Below are 18,370 nucleotides of genomic sequence, written 5' to 3'. Positions count from 1 at the left end.
TTGGGTTTCTTTAAAAGGAGGATCCGATGGATCTCGCTTTCACCAAGGAAGAGATAGCGTTTCGCGAGGAGGTGCGGGAGTTCTTCAGGAACAACGTGCCGCCGGACACGCGGCGCAAGCTGCAGGAAGGCCGCCACCTGTCGAAGGACGAGATGGTCACCTGGTGGCGCATCCTGAACAAGAAGGGTTGGGGCGTCAGCCACTGGCCGAAGGAATATGGCGGCACGGGCTGGACCTCGGTGCAGAGCTATATCTTCAACGAGGAACTGCAGTCTTACCCGGCGCCGCAGCCGCTTGCCTTCGGCGTCAGCATGGTCGGCCCGGTGATCTACACCTTCGGCAACGAGAAGCAGAAGAAGGAATACCTGCCGCGCATCGCCAATGTCGACGACTGGTGGTGCCAGGGCTTCTCGGAGCCCGGCTCCGGCTCGGACCTCGCCTCCCTCAAGACCAAGGCGGAGCGCCGTGGCGACAAGTGGATCATCAACGGCCAGAAGACCTGGACCACGCTCGCCCAGCACGCCGACATGATCTTCTGCCTCTGCCGCACCGACAACAATGCCAAGAAGCAGATGGGCATCTCCTTCATCGTGTTCAGCATGAAGTCGAAGGGCGTCACCGTGCGCCCGATCCAGACCATCGACGGCGGCCACGAGGTCAACGAGGTGTTCTTCGACGACGTCGAGGTGCCCTACGAGAACCTGATCGGTGAGGAGAACAAGGGCTGGGACTACGCCAAGTTCCTGCTCGGCAATGAGCGCACCGGCATCGCCCGGGTCGGCGTGTCGAAGGAGCGGCTGCGCCGTATCCGTGATCTCGCCTCCAAGGTCGAGTCCGGCGGCCGTCCGGTCATCGAGGATCCGGCGTTCCGCGAGAAGCTCACGGCCTGTGAGATCGAGCTGAAGGCGCTCGAACTCACCCAGCTCCGTGTCGTTGCCGATGAAGGCAAGCATGGCAAGGGCAAGCCCAATCCGGCCTCTTCGGTGCTCAAGATCAAGGGCTCGGAGATCCAGCAGACCACGACCGAGCTTCTGATGGAGGTGATCGGCCCCTTCGCAGCACCCTATGACGAGCACGGCGATGCAGGCTCGAACGAGAGCATGGACTGGAGCGCGCAGATCGCGCCGAGCTACTTCAACAACCGCAAGGTCTCGATTTACGGCGGCTCCAACGAGATCCAGCGCAACATCATCAGCAAGGCGGTGCTGGGGCTTTGATTCTCCTCTTCTCCCTCGCCCCGCTCTTGCGGGGGGAGGATTGGGGTGAGGAGCTTTTCTCCCGGCAAGGATTGCCGAGAGGCCTGTACCCCCTCACCCGGATCGCTTCGCGATCCGGCCTCTCCCCGCAAGCGGGGCGAGGTTGAAGAGAGACCCCGGTTTCAGTAACGACTTTCAGTCTAAGGGAACGAAAATGGATTTTGATCTGACCGAGGAGCAGCGGCTTCTCAAGGAAAGCGTCGACGGGCTTCTCGCTGATGCCTACGATTTCGATGCGCGCAAGAAGTACATGAAGGAGAAGGGTGGCTGGAGCAAAGCCATCTGGGATCGGCTCGCCGAGCAGGGCCTGCTCGGTCTGCCCTTCGCGGAAGCCGACGGCGGCTTCGGCGCCGGCGCGGTCGAGACCATGATCGTGATGGAGGCGATGGGCAGGGCGCTGGTGGTCGAGCCCTATCTCGCCACGGTGGTGATCGGCGGCGGCTTTCTGCGCCACGGCGGCTCGGCCGACCAGAAGGCCAAGCACATCCCGGGCATCATCGACGGCAGCAAGACCTTTGCCTTCGCGCAGCTCGAGAAGAACTCGCGCTACGATCTGCACGACGTCGTCACGACGGCGAAGAAGAAAGGCGACGGCTGGGTGATCGACGGCGAGAAGTTCGTCGTGCTCAACGGCGAGAACGCCGACACGTTGATCGTCACCGCGCGCACCAAGGGTGGCCAGCGCGACAAGACCGGCATCGGCCTTTTCCTGGTGCCGGCGGATGCCAGAGGCATCACCCGCAAGGGCTATCCGACCCAAGACGGCCTGCATGCGGCCGACATCAGCTTCACCAATGTCGAGGTTGGGGCGGATGCCGCGCTCGGCGATCCCGAGAACGCCCTGCCGCTGATCGAGCGCGTCGCCGACGAAGCCCGCACCGCGGTCTGCGCCGAGGCGGTCGGCGCGATGGATGAGTCGCTGAAGACCACGGTCGAGTACATCAAGACCCGCAAGCAGTTCGGCGTTGCGATCGGCTCGTTCCAGAGCCTGCAGCATCGTGCCGCCGACATGTTCGTGGCGCTGGAGCAGGCCCGAAGCATGTCGATGTTCGCAACCATGGCGTCCGACTTCGACAACGCCAGGGAGCGCTCCTCGGCGGTCGCGGCGGCCAAGGTCCAGGTCGGCAAGTCGCTGAAGTTCGTCGGCCAGCAGTCGATCCAGCTCCATGGCGGCATCGGCATGACGATGGAGGCCAAGATCGGCCACTATTTCAAGCGGCTGACCATGATCGAGAACACCCTCGGCGACACCGACTACCACCTCCGCCGCGTCAGCGAGGGCGGTGGGCTGCTGGCTTGAGCTGTCATTCCGGGGCTCGCGCAGCGAGAAGCCGGAATCTCGACGTACAGATGACTGGATCCCGGGCCTGCGCCTTGCGGCGCATCCCGGAATGACGTGTGAACCTCAGGGAGGCAACACCAGTGAAAAATACCCCGTTCGATCTCACGGGCACTGTCGCCGTCGTCACCGGCTCGAGCCGCGGCATCGGTCGCGCCTCGGCTGAACTGCTGGCGAAGCTCGGCGCCAAGGTCGTGATCTCCTCGCGCAAGGCCGACGCCTGCAAGGAGGTCGCCGACGGCATCAACAAGACCGGCGGCGATGCGATCGTGATCCCCTGCAACATCTCGCGCCGCGAGGAGGTCGAGGCGCTCATTTCAGGCGCGATCAAGCACTACGGCAAGATCGATACGCTGGTTTGCAACGCGGCGGTGAACCCGTATTACGGCCCGCTGCTCGACATCAAGGACGAGGCCTTCGACAAGATCATGGGCTCGAACGTCAAGAGCAACATCTGGCTGTGTGCACTCGCGGTCCCGCAGATGGCCGAACGCGGCAAGGGCTCGGTCGTTATCATCTCCTCGATCGGCGGTCTGCGCGGTTCGACCGTGATTGGAGCCTACGGCATCTCGAAGGCGGCGGATTTCGCATTGTGCCGCAGTCTTGCCGGCGAATGGGGGCCGAAGGGCGTGCGTGTCAATTGCGTGGCGCCTGGCCTGGTGAAGACCGATTTCGCGCGCGCGCTGTGGGAGGATCCGGAGAACCTGAAGCGACGCACCGCGTCCTCGCCGCTCCGCCGCATCGGCGAGCCCGACGAGATCGCGGGCGCCGTGGCCTATCTCGCCTCCGACGCGTCGACTTTCATGACCGGCCAGACCATCGTGATCGATGGCGGCGTCACCACTGCGGCGACGTAGCGGATTGCTCACCTGGCCTCTCCCGCTTGCGGGAGAGGGAGCTCGGTTCGTTCCGCGGCTTCTATCCAGCCTCACACCTTCTCCAGCGCCTGTGCGAGGTCCTCGATCAGGTCGTCGGCGTGCTCCAGCCCGGCCGAGAAGCGGATGAAGCCTTCGCTGATGCCGAGCTCGGCACGGGCCTCCGGCGCCAGGCGCTGATGCGTCGTGGTGGCCGGATGCGTGACGAGGCTCTTGGCATCACCGAGATTGTTGGAGATGCGTGCGATCTTCAGCGCGTTGAGGCAGCGGAAGGCGCCGGCCTTGCCACCCTTCACCTCGAAGCCGACCAGCGTCGAGCCGGCGCCCATCTGCCTCTTCACCGTCTCGGCCTGCGGATGGTCCGCGCGGCCCGGATAGACCAGGCGCGTAACCTTCGGATGTTTCGCCAGCGCGTCCGCAATCTTTGCCGCGCTCTCGGTCTGCGCCCGGACCCGGATGCCGAGCGTCTCGAGCCCCTTCAGCAGCACCCAGGCGTTGAACGGCGACAGTGACGGACCGGTCTGGCGCATGAAATTGTGGAGGTGTTCGGCGATGAAGGCTTCCGACGACAGGATGATGCCGCCGAGACAACGGCCCTGGCCATCGATGTGCTTGGTCGCCGAATAGACCACGACGTCGGCGCCGAGCGACAGCGGGCTCTGCCAGATCGGTGTCGCGAACACGTTGTCGACGATCAACCGCGCCCCGCCGCTGTGCGCGATCCTGGCGATCGCCGCGATATCGAGCACGTCGAGGGTCGGATTGGTCGGGCTCTCCAGGAAGAAGGTCTTGGTGTTCGGCCGCAAGGCGCGCTGCCACTGGTCGAGATCGAGGCCATCGACCAGCGTCGTCTCGATGCCATAGCGCGGCAGGAGATCCTGCACCACGTAAAGGCACGAGCCGAACAGGGCTTTCGAGGCGACCACATGATCTCCGGTCTTCAGCGGCGCGAGGATCGCGGTCGTCACCGCGGCCATGCCGGTCGCGGTCGAGCGCGCGGCTTCCGCACCCTCGAGCTCGATCATGCGGCGCTCGAACATCGAGATGGTCGGATTGGAATAGCGCGAATAGATGAAGCCGGGATCCTGGCCCTTGAAGCGCGCCTCGCACTGCTCGGCGGTGTCGTAGACATAGCCCTGGGTGAGAAACAGCCCTTCCGACGTCTCGCCGAATTGCGAGCGCAGCGTGCCGCCATGGACGAGGCGGGTTTCGGGGCGATAACGCGCAGTCGTTTCAGATTCAGACATGTGACCTCCAAGGCGGCCATTCGGTTGGAAATGGCCACAAAAAAACCGGCCTGGAGTTACCTCCACAGGCCGGGATCACACTGTCCCCGGCCTGTTTAGCGATTTATTTAACGTGGCTGCAAGCCGGCCGGCTCAAATCACCACGGGATAAGTGCAGCTGATATTCCCTCGCGCCCTTTCCGTCAAGGCGGTCATCGGATAACCCGTAAAAGCCCATATTTTGGGGCTCAGATGGCCGCTCAGACGTGATCTGGACCATCCCGAGGGACCCGCCGTGTCGTTTGCGCTGGAAGAAGAATCCAACGGAATCCTGCCCGACCGCATGATCGCGGAAATGGCGGGGGCGGGCCTCATCCTGCCCGCCTCCGACTTTGTCGAGAGCCAGATTCAGCCGGCGAGCCTCGACCTGCGCCTTGGCGACATCGCCTATCGCGTGCGCGCCAGCTTCCTGCCCGGGCCGAATGCCACCGTCGCCGAGCGCATCGACGAGCTGAAGCTGCACGAGATCGATCTCTCCGACGGCGCGGTGCTGGAGACCAATTGCGTCTATATTGTCCCGCTGCTGGAAAGCCTGGCGCTGCCGCCGGAGATCGTGGCGGCCGCCAATCCGAAGAGCTCGACCGGCCGGCTCGACGTCTTCACCCGAGTGATCGCCGACGGCACCCGCCGCTTCGACATGATCGGCGCCGGCTATCACGGGCCGCTCTATGCCGAGATCAGCCCGAAGACGTTTCCGGTGCTGCTGCGCGAGGGATCGCGGCTCTCGCAGGTGCGCTTCCGGATCGGCGATGCGGTGCTCACGACCGACGAGCTCGAGACGCTGCATGCCGCGGAGCGGCTGGTCGACATCGACGATGCCGATCTATCCCAAGGCGTGGCACTCTCGGTTGATCTCTCAGGCGAGAACTCGGGCGGCTTCGTCGGCTATCGTGCCAAGCGCCACACCGGCGTTGTTGACGTCGATCGCCGCGGCGGCTATGCGGTCGACGAGTTCTGGGAGCCGATCAAGGCGCGTCCCGACGGCAGCCTGATTCTCGATCCCGGCGAGTTCTACATCCTGGCGTCCAAGGAAGCCGTGCAGGTGCCGCCGGATTATGCCGCGGAGATGGTGCCGTTTGATCCCTTGGTCGGCGAATTCCGCGTCCACTATGCCGGCTTCTTCGATCCGGGCTTCGGCTATGCCGGTGCCGGCGGCAAGGGCGCGCGCGCCGTGCTCGAAGTGCGGTCGCGTGAAGTGCCATTCATCCTCGAGCACGGCCAGATCGTCGGTCGCCTCGTCTATGAGCGCATGCTGGAGCGCCCCGACGCGCTGTACGGCCAGCGCATCGGCTCGAACTATCAGGCGCAGGGCCTGAAGCTTTCGAAGCATTTTCGCGTCTAGCGATATTCCGTAGCCCGGATGAAGCGAAAGCGAAATCCGGGGCGGTGCACGCGCGGATTGACTTGCCCCGGATTGCGCTTCGCTCCATCCGGGCTACGATCGTGTCCGCGAGGCATGTCTCGCCAACAATAACCTGGGAGCGAAGATGACCGCGGGCGAGAGTGCTGCACGAGAGGCGCAATGGCGGAAGTGGCGCAGCGTCGCCGATCTCTACCATGCCTTCTTCACCGGGCTTATCCTCACCGTGGTGACGCGTCGCGGTACGGCCGATGCCGCCGAATTCGTGTTTCGTGTTTTCCGCCGCCAGCAGCAGGAGCGCTTCCTGCCGGGCCTGAAGAAACTCGGCCTCGACAGCCTGCCGCCGGCGGTCGCCGCCGCGCAATATCATTATCTCTCCAACTGGATCGGCGGCGTGAATGTCGAATACATGTACGAGACCGACCGCAAGGCCTGGATCCGCTATCCGCCGCCGCGCTGGATCTGGAAAGGCACCGCGATCTGCGGCGTGCCCGGCGAGGTCTCACGCGCGATGCTGCGCGGCTGGCACGCCAACAACGGTGTCGCGCTCGGCGATCTCAGGCTCGGCTTCGTCTGCACCAAGCAGAGCGTCGACGGGCAGGACGGTCTCGAAGGCTATTACTGCGAATATGACCACCCGCTCGAACTCGACCAGCGCCTCGTCTTCGCGCGTCATCTGGAAGCGCCGCCCTTCGATCCCAGGACGGCGCCGGCACTGCCGGTCGACAGCTGGCCGAAGCCGCGGCTGGAGAAGGCCTATCGCAACTACGCGATGGAATATGTGAAGACGGCGGCGCCCGTGATCGTGCAGGTGTTCGGTCCGGAGGATGCGAGCTATCTGCTGCATCTCACCGGAAAGTTGATCGGCATGCAGTATTTCGACGAGGTCGCGCAGGCGCTCGGTGAGGGCCGCGGCCGCGCGGCGGAATTTGTCGCGTTCCTGCGCGTGCTCTTCGAGTCGCAGGATGATGTCGCGGAAATCAGCGAGTCCTCAGGCCAGTTCGAAATCCGCCAGCAGGGCTGGAAGCTGATGACTGATGTGGCGGACTATCATCCGGCCTGTGCCAGCGTGCTGACGGGCCTGTTCGAGGGCCTGGCGGCCGGGTGCGGGCGGCATATTCCGGTGCATTTGAAGCCGCATGGTGCGGCCAACGCACCATTGGTGTGGTCGATCGGCTAGATCAGCGGTTCACCTGCAATCACGCAGGCCCCCCTTGCGTCCTGCGCACGTTGAATCGCGCCCCGCCATGGTAGTGAAACACCATGGCGCAGCTCCCGACGACTGCGCGCGGGAGCAGAAATGTCCGATCTCGGCCTTGCCGAAATACCTGTCGACGAAGACGAACGTCCGCTGCCGCCGGCTGTGACCAAGCCGGCGCGCAACAAGCTGCTCGACGGGCCGATCCTGCGCACCTTGCTCTGGCTTGCATGGCCGAACGTGATCGCGCTTTCCGCCGGGACCTGCGTCGTGATCGCGGAGACTTCCTATATCGGCCGGCTCGGCGTCGAGTCGCTCGCGGCGATGGCGCTGGTGTTTCCCTGCGTGATCCTCACCATGACGATGTCGGGCGGCGCCATGGGCGGCGGCGTCGCGTCCTCGATCGCACGTGCGCTCGGCGCCGGCGAGATCGAGCGCGCCTCGACGCTTGCCGCACACGCGCTGCTGATCGGGCTGACCTTCGGCGTGACATTCATGCTGGGCATGCTGATCTTCGGGCCGCGCCTGCTCGAACTGCTCGGTGGCCGCGGCAACGTGCTGGCGCAGGCGATCGCATATTCGCAAGTTTTTTTTGGCGGTGCGATCCTGCCCTGGACGATGAACACCATGGCCGGAATCCTGCGCGGCACCGGCAACATGAAATTGCCGTCGACCATGATCCTGTCGTCCGCGGTGTGGCAGATCATGCTCGGCGGCACGCTCGGGCTGGGTCTTGGCCCGGTGCCGCAGTTCGGCATGCGCGGCGTCGCCGCGGGCTCGCTGATCGCCTATTCGATCAGCATCACCGTCATGGGCTGGTACCTGTTCTCCGGCCGGGCCCGCGTCGTGCCCAAGCTCAAGGGACTTCGCGTGCAATGGGCGATGTTCATCGACATCCTCAGGGTCGGTGCGGTCTCGTGCTTCTCGCCGCTGCAATCGGTTCTGACGATCTCGATCTTCACCCACATGCTGGCGCAGTTCGGCACCGCCGTGCTCGCCGGCTACGGCATCGGGGCGCGGCTCGAATTCATGCTGACGTCGGTTGCGTTCGCGGTCGGCATCGCCTCGGTGCCGATGATCGGCATGGCCGTCGGAGCCGAGCGGATCGCGCGCGCCCGGCGTATCGCCTGGACTGCGGGCACGGTGTCGTTCCTATCGGTCGGCGTGGTCGGCAGCTTCATCGCCGTCTTCCCGGATCTGTGGGTCAATCTCTTCACAGATGATCCGCATGTGCGCAGCACCAGCCATCAATATCTGTCGACCGCAGCTCCAATGTACGCCTTCATCGGCCTCGCGATGTCGATGTATTTTTCCTCGCAAGGTGCGGCGAAGGTGCTCGGCCCGGTGCTGGCGCAGACCGCACGGCTGATCTTCATCGGCAGCGGCGGTTGGTGGCTCTCGACCCATGACGCGACCGCACAGAATTTCTTCGCGCTCGCTGCCGCCTCGATGGGCGTGCTCGGCGTGCTCTCCTGCCTCAGCGTGATCCTGACGCGCTGGGGCAAGCCCGTGCCGGTCGCCAAGGTGCAGCCGGCGCTGTCGTAACCGGCACCATTCCGGAGCAATGCCGAGCGTCGATTCCGGTGTCCCGGGATTCCCGATGCGCGATTGTGCATCTGCGGTCCGGTCCTTCGGACCATCCCGGAATGACTGCTTATCGATGCCGATGGCGCCGGCCGTGGTGTCCGCCACCGCCAAGATTCGCCATGCGCATGAGTTGCGGGATCATGCCCATCAACTCGCCGCCGCCGGCGCCCCCTAGCATGCCCATGATGTCGCCGCCGCCGAAGCCGCCTCCGAGGCCGCCAAGGCCGCCCTCGTAGCCGTCAGTACCGCTCGGCGCGCCGCCGCCGAGACCGGGCAATCCGCTGCCGCCCATCATGCCGCCCCCGCCATCCATCATGCGGCTCATCATCGGGCCGATGGTCTGCATCATCATGCCGAAGCGGCGCTTGCCCATCTTCGACTTCATCATCTCCAGCATCGGCGCCATCTGCGTCATCATGTCCTGGCCACCTCCGCCGCCGCCCAGGAACTGGGCGTTCGCGGGTGTCGATGTCAGCGCAAACAGGAGAAGCAGCGTGGCCGCCTGGCAGACGACCTTGTCGGCTCCAGTCATGACAAACCTCCCGTGCGCCCGTGCCGCGATTGCGGGCGAGAGACCGGACGCACGGAGTGAGGCTTACGGGCGGGGCAGGCAATCTTCTGTGAGGAAGATCACGCAGCGGTCTGGTCGCTGGCCGGGCGGGCGAACGCGCGCTGCATCGCGGCCGCGCCGAGATCCATCTGCGCGTCCATATACGGCGCGATCTCGTGCGGCAGCACGTCGGCGATCCACACGACGCGGCAGCGTGCAGCACCGTCGGCGAACACCTGCACCGAGGCCGAGTGCTGCGTCAGCCGCTCGCTCTTGATCGCATAGACCAGCCGTTGCCGGAGGTCGTCGCAATCGACCAGCGTCTCGCGCGCCACGGTGCCGTTGGCGAAGCTGACGATGCGGACGTCACCTTCGAGCCTGGTGTCGGTCACGAAGCCCGGCACGAGGCGCGTGTGCAGCGCGCCGAAATCGCGCAGCGCATCCCAGACATGGTCGGCCGGCGCGTCGATGGGAATGTCCTTGTGAATGGAAGCCATGGTTTGATCCTTGGTGATGACGGGAGGAGAGGCGGCCGCACTCAGGTGCGCACCGCCTCGACATTGTTGCCGTCGGGGTCGATCAGGAACGCGGCGTAGTAGGTCGGGCTGTAGTCCTTGCGGTGGCCTGCCGCGCCATTGTCCTTGCCGCCGGCCTCGATGCCTGCGGTATGGAAGGCCTTGATGGCGTCGTGGCTCGGCGCACGGAAGGCGACGTGGGCGCCGCCGCCGGTCTTGCCCTTGTGCAAATGCAGCCAGAGCGCGGGTTCACCCTTCGGGCCGAAGCCGGCGCCGCTGTCGTCACGCGAGCAGAGCACGAAGCCGAGCGGTGCCAGTGCCGCGGTGTAGAAGCGCACGCTGGCGTCGAGGTCGGCAACGCGCAAACCGATATGGTCGTACATTGAGATATCTCCAGGCTGGTTGAGCGCGTCGGTGACGCGCGGCCTGGAGCAAGCCTAGCCAGGCATGCCGAGGCGTTCTTGGAGAATCTTGCGATCGCCCCGCGAGGCCTGGCGGAACTTCAGCGGTGAAGCGCCGGCAGCGCGGTGGAAGCTGCGCACGAAATTGGAGAGGTCGCCAAATCCGACGTCATAGGCGATGTCGGTGATCGGGCTGTCATCGTCCGCGAGCCGGCGCGCCGCGTGGCGGAGCCGCGAGCGCACGAGATATTGATGTGGCGTGACGCCGAGCACGGTGGAGAACAGCCGCAGGAAATGGAAGGTGCTGAGGCCGACCTGCGCGGCCGCATCATCGAGATCGATGGCGCGGTGCGAGTTGGCGTCGATCCACAGCGCGGCATCGACCGCGCGGCGGCGATCCCGAAGCGTGACGTCAAGCGGCTTTGCCTTGCGGTCCGAGACCACCTCGACAAAGCGGCTGGCGAACAGCTGCCCGACCTCGTCGAGGTCGACGTCGCTGCTGCCGTTTGCCGCCGTCAGCGCCAGCTCGCCGAGAATCATCAGCTCCGGCAGCGGCGGCACCGAGCCCACCTGCCACACCGCAGCTCGGTCACCGATCGTCTCCACCAGCTTCGAGTCCAGAAAGAACGACAGGCACTCGTCGCCGACCACGTGGTCGTGGGTGCAGGTGTATTCATCGCCGGGATGACCGACCAGGATCGACCCTGTCACCAGCTCGTGGAAACGCCCGCGGCAATGGCAGCCGAAACTGCCCTTGCGCACATAGGACAGCGAATGGCTGCCGAACTGCTCGGCGAACGGCCTGTCGCCGGGCTCCGCGGTGCAGCGAAACTCGTTCACGGTAATGCGATCGCGCTGCAGCAGCGTCCTGCGATTCATCCCCGGGATTTAGGGTTGCGGCCGGGACGATTCAACCGGCAGCAGCACGTCGAACAGTGTCTTGCTCATGCTTACCCGTGCGCCCTCGATCGAGAGCAGCCGTCGCTTGGAAATGCTGCCGCCGTTTGGCGAGATCCGGTCGGCATAATGGCCCGCCTCCAGCACGCGATGGCACGGCACGATGATCATGAAGGGATTGCGCTGAAGCGCCTGCGCCACCGAATAGGCCGCGCCCGGGGCGTGCAGGGCACTCGCTACCTCGTCATAGATGCGGGTCTCGCCGTGCGGAATGGTTTGGACAAACTGGTAAACGCGCTGGGCGAAGGCAGGGATGCCGGTCATGTCGAGTGTGACGCCCGACAGGTCACTGTTGCGTCCGCGCAGGATCGCAGCGATGCCCTTGATCGCGGCCTCGATCTCTTCTGATGGCCGCATCTCGCGCGTGTCCCGATAGAGCTGGAACAGCCGCCTGCGGGTTTCGATCTCGCGCGCTTCGGGGAGGTACACGCTGACCACACCCGCCTCGCCCCATGCGATCCCGCATCGGCCGATTGCCGTATCGAAAATGGTGTACCCACGCCCCATCAAGCCACCAGCTCCGGCACGGACCATAACAGCCCCGTGATCGCGCGCATCTCGAATCTTGATGTTTCGTTAACGGCGTCGCGACCGGATCGGGACGGCCGGCGCCGGTGACGCATCCTAAAGGCTTCGGCGGTATCTGTTCGCCGGGCATGCAGCTCAACGAGGTTCCAAGCCTCCCGATACGATCGGCGAACGAATGACGAGCACCAGCGCCGATCCAACGATCGATGATGCGAAAGCCACAGGTTCGATCAAACGCCTGCGGCTGCTGGCGGCACTGCTGCTGCTGGCCCTGGCCGTTCGTCTTCCGCTCGCCTTCTGGCCCAACGTCATCCACCCCGACGAGATATTCCAATATCTCGAACCGGCATGGCGGATGCTCGGCCATGACGGCATCGTCACCTGGGAGTGGCGCTACGGCATCCGTGGCTGGTTCCTGCCGACCTTGCTGGCCGGGCCGGTGGCGCTGGGCGATTGGATCGCGCCTGGCGGGGCAGGCGCCTTCGTCGTGCCGCGTGTGGCGGCGGTGTTCGCATCGCTGTCCATCGTGGTCAGCGCCTGGTTCTTCGGCGCGCGAGTCTCGCGGCTGCACGCGATCGTTGCGGCGTTTGCCGCTGCGGTCTGGTTCGATCTCGTCTTCTTCGCGCCACACACGTTGAGCGAACCGCTGGCCGCGGCACTGATCGTTCGTGCCGCATTGCTGGTGACCGATGAACCATCGCAAAAGCGCTTCGTCGTCGCCGGCGCTTTGCTTGCTCTCGCCTTCGTCTGCCGTTTTCAGTACGCGCCGGCTATTGCCGTGCTTGCGATTGGCGCTTGCTGGAGACGCTGGCGAAACCTGCTCCCTCTGGTCGCCGGCGGGCTGGTCGTGCTGCTGCTCGCCGCCATCGTCGATGTGACACACGGCGTTGTGCCATTCGCCTGGCTGATTGCCAACATCGAGCAGAATTTGTTGCATGATCGTGCGGCCGAATTCGGCGTGACGCCTGCGATCACCTACCTCGCCGATTTCTGGATCTTGTGGTCGGCGGCAGGAGTGCTGCTGGTCGCGGCGATCTGGCGCGGCTGGCGGCATGCGCCGCTGTTGCTCGTCGTGGCGCTCGCGAACCTCGTCTTTCACAGCCTGATCGGGCACAAGGAATATCGCTTCATCTTCCTGTCGGTCGTGCTGTTCGTCATCCTGGCGGCACTGGGTTCAGTCGACTGGATCGTGGCGCTACGTTCGCGGCGTGCATGGCGACCATGGGCCGTGCCGTTCGTCGCCGGCGTTTGGGCCCTGCTTTCGCTGGCGTTGGCCGGGGCAAGCGAAACGATGCGCGACAACTGGATGCGCGGCATCGGCGCCGCGCGACTCGCTGCGGAATTGCGGGGCGATCCGGACACGTGCGGTCTCGCGCTTTACAATCTTCCGTTCCATCTGCTGCCGGGTCGCGAGCGATTGTCGGGCCCGTCGCCGCTCTACGCACTTCAGCCCGGTGATCCCCTTGCGAGAGGGCATCTGAAGGAGCTGGTCCAGACCACCAGTCCGGCGTTCAACCGCATCCTCGCGCGACCGGATGCCGCGGCCGACCTGCCTGCGGCGTTCTCCCGGCGCAGCTGCGCCGCCGTCGGCAACGGCGACGCCTGCATCTTCGCGCGAAGCGGCGCCTGCGCCGCCACTTCAGCGGCAACACCGTTCGTCATCAATGACACGCTGGTGCGGCTCGACTATTAGCGATTCATGAACCTGGCCGGGCCCATGATCGATCTCGCCTGAACAGTGCAATGCACGCTTGATCCCTTGCCTCGGCCCGGGCTATGGTCGGGCAAGTCTCGCCGCGTGAGACTGGCTTAAGCGATTGAGATCGCGGGCGTAGTTCAATGGTAGAACGGCAGCTTCCCAAGCTGCATACGAGGGTTCGATTCCCTTCGCCCGCTCCATTTTTTCCGACATCCGAATTCCACTCAGCGCCAGCCAAGCGCGGGCGCGACGTGGGTCAGAATGGTCTCGATCACATGGGCGTTGTATGCGACGCCGAGCTGGTTGGGAACGGTGAGCAGCAGGGTGTCGGCCTCGGCGATGGCCTCATCGGTCTTGAGCTGCTCGATGAGCTTGTCGGGCTCGGCCGCATAACCGCGGCCGAAGATCGCCCGCGTCCTCTCATCGATGAAGCCGATCTGGTCTTCCTCCTGCCCGTTGCCGAAATAGGCGCGGTCGCGATCGTTGACCAGCGCGAAGATGCTGCGGCTGACGGAGACCCGCGGCTCGCGGGTGTGGCCGGCTTCCTTCCAGGCAGCGCGATAGGCCCGGATCTGTGCGGCCTGCTGGATGTGGAAGGCTTCTCCGGTCTCGTCGCTCTTCAGCGTCGAGCTCTGCAGGTTCATCCCGAGCTTCGCCGCCCAGACTGCCGTCGCGTTCGAGCCGGCGCCCCACCAGATTCGTTCGCGCAGGCCCTGCGAATGCGGTTCGAGCCGCAGCAGCCCGGGAGGATTCGGGAACATCGGGCGCGGATTGGGTTCTGCAAAACCCTGACCGCGCAGCATGTCGAGGAAGATCTCGGCGTGACGCCGCCCCATGTCGGCTTCGCTCTCGCCCTCGGCCGGTTGATAGCCGAAATAGCGCCAGCCATCGATGACCTGCTCGGGCGAGCCGCGGCTGATGCCGAGCTGAAGCCGTCCGCCCGCGATCAGATCGGCTGCGCCGGCGTCTTCGATCATGTAGAGCGGATTTTCGTAGCGCATGTCGATCACGGCGGTGCCGATCTCGATGCGGCTGGTCCTGGCTCCGACCGCGGCCAGCAGCGGGAAGGGCGAAGCGAGCTGACGGGCGAAGTGATGGACGCGGAAATAGGCGCCGTCCGCGCCCAATTGCTCGGCGGCAATTGCGAGGTCGATCGATTGCAGGAGGACGTCGGAGGCCGAACGCGCTCCCGATTGCGGCGAGGGCGTCCAGTGCCCGAAGGAAAGGAATCCGATCTTTTTCATGAGGGCAATGTAGGCATATCCCGGATGATTTGCGAACGTCGATATGCTGGGCTGACAGCGAACCGCGCGTCATCATGCATCCAGGTCGGATCGCCTGCGTCGTTGCGCGGCTTGCGGCGAGCCGGCCAGCCGCCTAGCTTCCCGCGATCCGTCCCTCCGCCACCTTGCTCCCGCAGGTTCTGATGTCTCAGCCGCTCCTGTTTCAGCCGATCACGCTTCGCGGCGTGACCTCCCGGAACCGCATTCTGATCTCGCCGATGTGTCAGTATTCGGCGACCGACGGCTTCGCTAATGACTGGCACCTGGTGCATCTCGGCAAATTCGCGCAAGGCGGTGCCGGGCTCGTGATGGTCGAGGCTGCGGCCGTGACCGCCGAGGGGCGCATCACCCACGGCGATGTCGGGATCTGGAATGACGATCAGATCGCGCCGCTCGAGCGCATCGCCGCGTTCCTGAAGGACAACGGCGCCGTGCCATCGATTCAGCTCGCGCATGCCGGCCGCAAGGCCAGCATGCAGCGGCCCTGGTACGGCAACGCAGCGCTCAATGCTGCCGATCACGCTCGCGGCGATCGGCCGTGGCCGACGGTGGCGCCGAGCGCGATCCCGATGGAAGAAGGCTGGCTGATGCCGCATGCACTTGACGTGGCGGAGCTCGCTGCCCTGCGGGAGCAATGGCGCCGCGCCACCTTGCGCGCGGTCGAGGCCGGGTTCGAATTCGTCGAGGTGCACTGCGCCCACGGCTATCTCCTGCACGAATTCCTGTCGCCGCTGTCGAACCGCCGGACCGACGCCTATGGCGGCGACCGGGCCGGACGGATGCGCTATCCGCTGGAGATCATCGAGACCGTGCGCGCCGCCTGGCCCGCGGAGCGGCCGCTGTCGGTGCGCATCTCCTCGGTCGACGGCATCGACGGCGGCCTGCAACTCGACGATCAGATCGCGTTTGCGCGCGAGGCCAAGGCGCGCGGCGTCGATCTGATCGATTGCTCGTCCGGCGGCCTGCTCGGCTCGGCGACCGCTGCACGGATCCCGCGCGGCTATGGCTTCCAGGTGACCTACGCGGACGGGATCCGCCGCTCCGCGGGCATCGCGACCATCGCGGTCGGCCTGATCCTGCATCCGCAGCAGGCTGAAGACGTGCTGGCGAATGGTCATGCTGACCTCGTCGCGATCGGGCGTGAGGCGCTGTTCGATCCGAACTGGCCGCTGCATGCCGAGCTTGCGCTTGGCGGCGGAAGCGGCGAAGTTTTCGCGGCCTGGCCGAAGCAATATGGCTGGTGGCTGGAGCGGCGCGAACCGGGCCTGCGCAAGCTGGACGGGCCGGCCCTGCCGTTCCGCAAGGTGTGACAGACAATGAGCGAGGTTTGACATGGCATCTCCGGCACAGCGTCCTTATCGCGGCGTATTTCCCGTCGCGCCCACCATCTTCGATGCCAACGGCAATCTCGACCTCGACGGCCAGCGCCGCTGCGTCGATTTCATGATCGATGCCGGCTCGCACGGCATCTGCATCCTCGCCAATTTCTCCGAGCAGTTCGTGCTGACCGACGCCGAGCGGGACACCGTGATGCATGCCGTGCTCGAGCATGTCGCCGGCCGCATCCCCGTCATCGTCACGACGACGCATTTCTCCTCGGCCGTCTGCGCCGCGCGGAGCCGGCAGGCGGAGGTTGCGGGTGCGGCGATGGTCATGATCATGCCGCCCTATCATGGCGCGACCTTCCGCGTGCCGGAGGCCGGCATCTACGAATTCTTCCGGGTGGTGTCCGATGCCGTCGGCATCCCGATCATGATCCAGGACGCGCCGGTGGCGGGCACGCCGCTTTCGGTCGACTTCCTGGCACGGATGGCGAAGGAACTCGCCAATGTCAGGTACTTCAAGATCGAGGTGCCGATGGCGGCCAACAAGCTGCGCGGCCTGATCGAGAAGGGCGGCAGCGTGATCGAAGGCCCTTGGGACGGCGAGGAGGCGATCACGCTGATGGCCGATCTCGATGCCGGCGCCACCGGGGCGATGACCGGCGGCGGCTATCCCGACGGCATCCGCCAGATCATGGATCCGTTCTTCGCCGGCAGGCGCGAGGAGGCGATGCAGGCCTATGCGCGCTGGCTGCCGCTGATCAATTACGAGAACCGGCAATGCGGGCTGCATGCCTGCAAGGTGCTGATGCGCGAGGGCGGCGTCATCAGGTCGGATATGGTGCGCCATCCCTTGCAGCCGCTGCATCCGGCCACGCGCGCCGGCCTGATCGAGATCGCGCGTCAGCTCGATCCGGTCGTGTTGCGCTGGGGACGGTGAGCGCCCCGGGGACGATGAGCGCCCCGGGGACGGTGAGCGCCCTGGTCGCGCCGACCGGGGCCGCACCCTCCGCATTCACATAAGTGTCAACAAGGGCCTCTACCGTTCCCGTCGAATTCGGCGACGGGATCGCTCCCGCGCGGCACCGCTCGGGCAGACGACGGATGATCGAAACCTTCCGGGTTGGCCCCTTTGCAATGCGCTACAGCCAATTTGTTCCCCGGCTTTACAACTATTGCCGTTCGCTCGGCTTCGAGCGCCGGCGGATGATGCCGTCGCGGGCGTTCTGCTCGGATGAGAGCCAGGGCTATCCGGTGATGCTGCTGGTCCAGCATTTCGGAACGTTTCCGTTCGACCATGGCCGCGTCGGCGGCAAGGTCGCGATCAACCGCCACGGGCCCTATGCCCATCATGGCGAGGACCTCGTCATCATCCAGGCGAGCCATGTCGGTTATGACGCCGACGCCGTCCGTTTCGGCGTCTATCAGCGCCATCGCACCGACGGATGCGGCTTCGGGGATTGCTGCGGCAAGCTTTGCGCTGTCCTGCACTGGTACCAGGACGAATACGCGCATGCCTGCCGGCAGGTGCAGTGCGGTCGGATCGGTGACGAGGCGGCGGTCCGGATCGACAATCAATATCTGGACGAGAGCCGCAGCGAAGGCGTCTTTCTCCGGCTCGACAGCCTGGTCGAGTCATCGCGGCAGCCGCTGCATGTGCTGAGCACCTCGAAACTATTCCGTGCCAGCCCATTGCTGCGCGAGCGCCTCGGTGAAGCCGGTTTCGGCGAGACGTTCGCGCCCCTCGGCTCGGCGCTTTCGCCCGACCTGTTCGAGTTCAGGCGCGTCCCGGCCGAGGGTCCCGAAGGGCACGATATTCTCGAAGCGGCACTCGCCCCGGTGATGCCGGTGCTGGTGACGTCGGCCAATCCGGCGCTGGATGCCGCCCGGTTTGTCACCCAGGCCGAGTTCGACCGCACCTATCGCAGCATCCTGCGCGAGCCGGCGTTCCGCACCAAGAACGTGTTGTTCGTCTCCGGCGTGAATATCGATGTGTCGCCGCGCGAGGAATTTCCGTTTCCGCTGACCAAATTCGTGCCGTGGGCGGCCTATGCCCGCCTGCGTGACGGTTGCTCGTTCCTGCTCGAGCAGGAAGAGCTCGCTGAAACATTGCGCCGGATGCCTGGCGAGAACCCGGATTGCCTGTCATTTGATGCAACGATCGAGCGGATGACCACTGCGCCTGAAATCCGCATTCCCGTCGGCTGAAGCGGC

General features: G+C 65.2%; 17 protein-coding genes, 1 tRNA gene and 1 riboswitch. Of the genes, 11 read left to right on the top strand and 7 right to left on the bottom strand.

Going from position 1 to position 18,370, the window contains the following annotated elements; genetic code table 11:
* Positions 1–26: 26 nt before the first annotated feature.
* From pimC to JQ586_RS11455, 3 genes are all read left to right on the top strand, one after another.
* The gene (gene pimC / locus JQ586_RS11465) at positions 27–1,217 is read left to right on the top strand and encodes a pimeloyl-CoA dehydrogenase large subunit (protein ID WP_212394654.1); all 1,191 of its coding nucleotides are present in this window, start codon (positions 27–29) and stop codon (positions 1,215–1,217) included.
* Positions 1,218–1,410: 193 nt separating this feature from the next.
* The gene (gene pimD, locus JQ586_RS11460) at positions 1,411–2,556 is read left to right on the top strand and encodes a pimeloyl-CoA dehydrogenase small subunit (RefSeq protein WP_212394653.1); all 1,146 of its coding nucleotides are present in this window, start codon (positions 1,411–1,413) and stop codon (positions 2,554–2,556) included.
* A gap of 122 nt (positions 2,557–2,678) precedes the next feature.
* A complete protein-coding gene (locus tag JQ586_RS11455) occupies positions 2,679–3,452 on the top strand; it encodes an SDR family NAD(P)-dependent oxidoreductase (protein WP_212394652.1) in 774 nt (257 codons plus the stop codon).
* A gap of 71 nt (positions 3,453–3,523) precedes the next feature.
* Here the strand turns inward: JQ586_RS11455 and JQ586_RS11450 are convergent, their stop codons facing one another.
* Complete coding sequence (locus tag JQ586_RS11450) at positions 3,524–4,717, bottom strand: O-succinylhomoserine sulfhydrylase (protein WP_212394651.1); 1,194 nt, start codon at positions 4,715–4,717, stop codon at positions 3,524–3,526.
* A gap of 74 nt (positions 4,718–4,791) precedes the next feature.
* A riboswitch (SAM riboswitch) is annotated at positions 4,792–4,871 on the bottom strand.
* 120 nt (positions 4,872–4,991) lie between these two features.
* Between JQ586_RS11450 and JQ586_RS11445 the strand changes: the two genes are divergently transcribed.
* From JQ586_RS11445 to JQ586_RS11435, 3 genes are all read left to right on the top strand, one after another.
* A complete protein-coding gene (locus tag JQ586_RS11445; protein WP_212394650.1) occupies positions 4,992–6,098 on the top strand; it encodes a 2'-deoxycytidine 5'-triphosphate deaminase in 1,107 nt (368 codons plus the stop codon).
* 145 nt (positions 6,099–6,243) lie between these two features.
* A complete protein-coding gene (locus JQ586_RS11440; protein WP_212394649.1) occupies positions 6,244–7,296 on the top strand; it encodes a hypothetical protein in 1,053 nt (350 codons plus the stop codon).
* A 120-nt stretch (positions 7,297–7,416) separates the two neighbouring features.
* Positions 7,417–8,859, top strand: a complete 1,443-nt coding sequence (locus tag JQ586_RS11435) for an MATE family efflux transporter (RefSeq protein WP_212394648.1) — start codon at positions 7,417–7,419, stop codon at positions 8,857–8,859.
* A 109-nt stretch (positions 8,860–8,968) separates the two neighbouring features.
* Here JQ586_RS11435 and JQ586_RS11430 read toward each other — a convergent pair whose 3' ends face one another.
* The 5 genes from JQ586_RS11430 to JQ586_RS11410 all read right to left on the bottom strand — a co-directional run bounded on the left by JQ586_RS11430 (position 8,969) and on the right by JQ586_RS11410 (position 11,831).
* Complete coding sequence (locus JQ586_RS11430) at positions 8,969–9,433, bottom strand: hypothetical protein (RefSeq protein ID WP_212394647.1); 465 nt, start codon at positions 9,431–9,433, stop codon at positions 8,969–8,971.
* 98 nt (positions 9,434–9,531) lie between these two features.
* Positions 9,532–9,948, bottom strand: coding sequence for an SRPBCC family protein (locus JQ586_RS11425; RefSeq protein ID WP_212394646.1), 417 nt, complete (start codon positions 9,946–9,948; stop codon positions 9,532–9,534).
* A 41-nt stretch (positions 9,949–9,989) separates the two neighbouring features.
* Complete coding sequence (locus tag JQ586_RS11420) at positions 9,990–10,349, bottom strand: VOC family protein (protein WP_212394645.1); 360 nt, start codon at positions 10,347–10,349, stop codon at positions 9,990–9,992.
* A gap of 54 nt (positions 10,350–10,403) precedes the next feature.
* Positions 10,404–11,246 carry an AraC family transcriptional regulator gene (locus JQ586_RS11415; RefSeq protein WP_212394644.1) on the bottom strand — a complete coding sequence of 281 codons (843 nt, stop codon included), beginning with the start codon at positions 11,244–11,246 and terminating at the stop codon, positions 10,404–10,406.
* A gap of 9 nt (positions 11,247–11,255) precedes the next feature.
* Entirely contained in the window at positions 11,256–11,831 is a 576-nt protein-coding gene (locus JQ586_RS11410; protein ID WP_212394643.1) for a methylated-DNA--[protein]-cysteine S-methyltransferase, read from the bottom strand.
* Between the two features lie 196 nt (positions 11,832–12,027).
* Between JQ586_RS11410 and JQ586_RS11405 the strand changes: the two genes are divergently transcribed.
* Positions 12,028–13,545, top strand: coding sequence for a 4-amino-4-deoxy-L-arabinose transferase (locus JQ586_RS11405; protein WP_212394642.1), 1,518 nt, complete (start codon positions 12,028–12,030; stop codon positions 13,543–13,545).
* Positions 13,546–13,677: 132 nt separating this feature from the next.
* Positions 13,678–13,751 (top strand) — tRNA-Gly (locus JQ586_RS11400).
* A 24-nt stretch (positions 13,752–13,775) separates the two neighbouring features.
* Here JQ586_RS11400 and JQ586_RS11395 read toward each other — a convergent pair.
* Entirely contained in the window at positions 13,776–14,795 is a 1,020-nt protein-coding gene (locus JQ586_RS11395) for an LLM class flavin-dependent oxidoreductase (protein WP_212394641.1), read from the bottom strand.
* Positions 14,796–14,977: 182 nt separating this feature from the next.
* Here JQ586_RS11395 and JQ586_RS11390 point away from each other — a divergent pair, with 182 nt between their 5' ends.
* From JQ586_RS11390 to JQ586_RS11380, 3 genes are all read left to right on the top strand, one after another.
* On the top strand, positions 14,978–16,144 hold the full coding sequence (locus JQ586_RS11390) for an NADH:flavin oxidoreductase/NADH oxidase (RefSeq protein WP_212394640.1): 1,167 nt from the start codon (positions 14,978–14,980) through the stop codon (positions 16,142–16,144).
* Between the two features lie 22 nt (positions 16,145–16,166).
* Positions 16,167–17,096: a dihydrodipicolinate synthase family protein gene (locus JQ586_RS11385; RefSeq protein WP_212394639.1), complete on the top strand. Its 930-nt coding sequence runs from the start codon at positions 16,167–16,169 to the stop codon at positions 17,094–17,096.
* Positions 17,097–17,260: 164 nt separating this feature from the next.
* Entirely contained in the window at positions 17,261–18,364 is a 1,104-nt protein-coding gene (locus JQ586_RS11380) for a hypothetical protein (protein ID WP_212394638.1), read from the top strand.
* Positions 18,365–18,370: the final 6 nt, after the last annotated feature.

Source organism: Bradyrhizobium jicamae (genome assembly GCF_018130215.1).
Classification (GTDB): Bacteria; Pseudomonadota; Alphaproteobacteria; order Rhizobiales; family Xanthobacteraceae; genus Bradyrhizobium; species Bradyrhizobium jicamae_A.
Note: the sequence above shows the minus strand (reverse complement) of the source record. Positions and strands in the feature narration are given on the sequence as shown.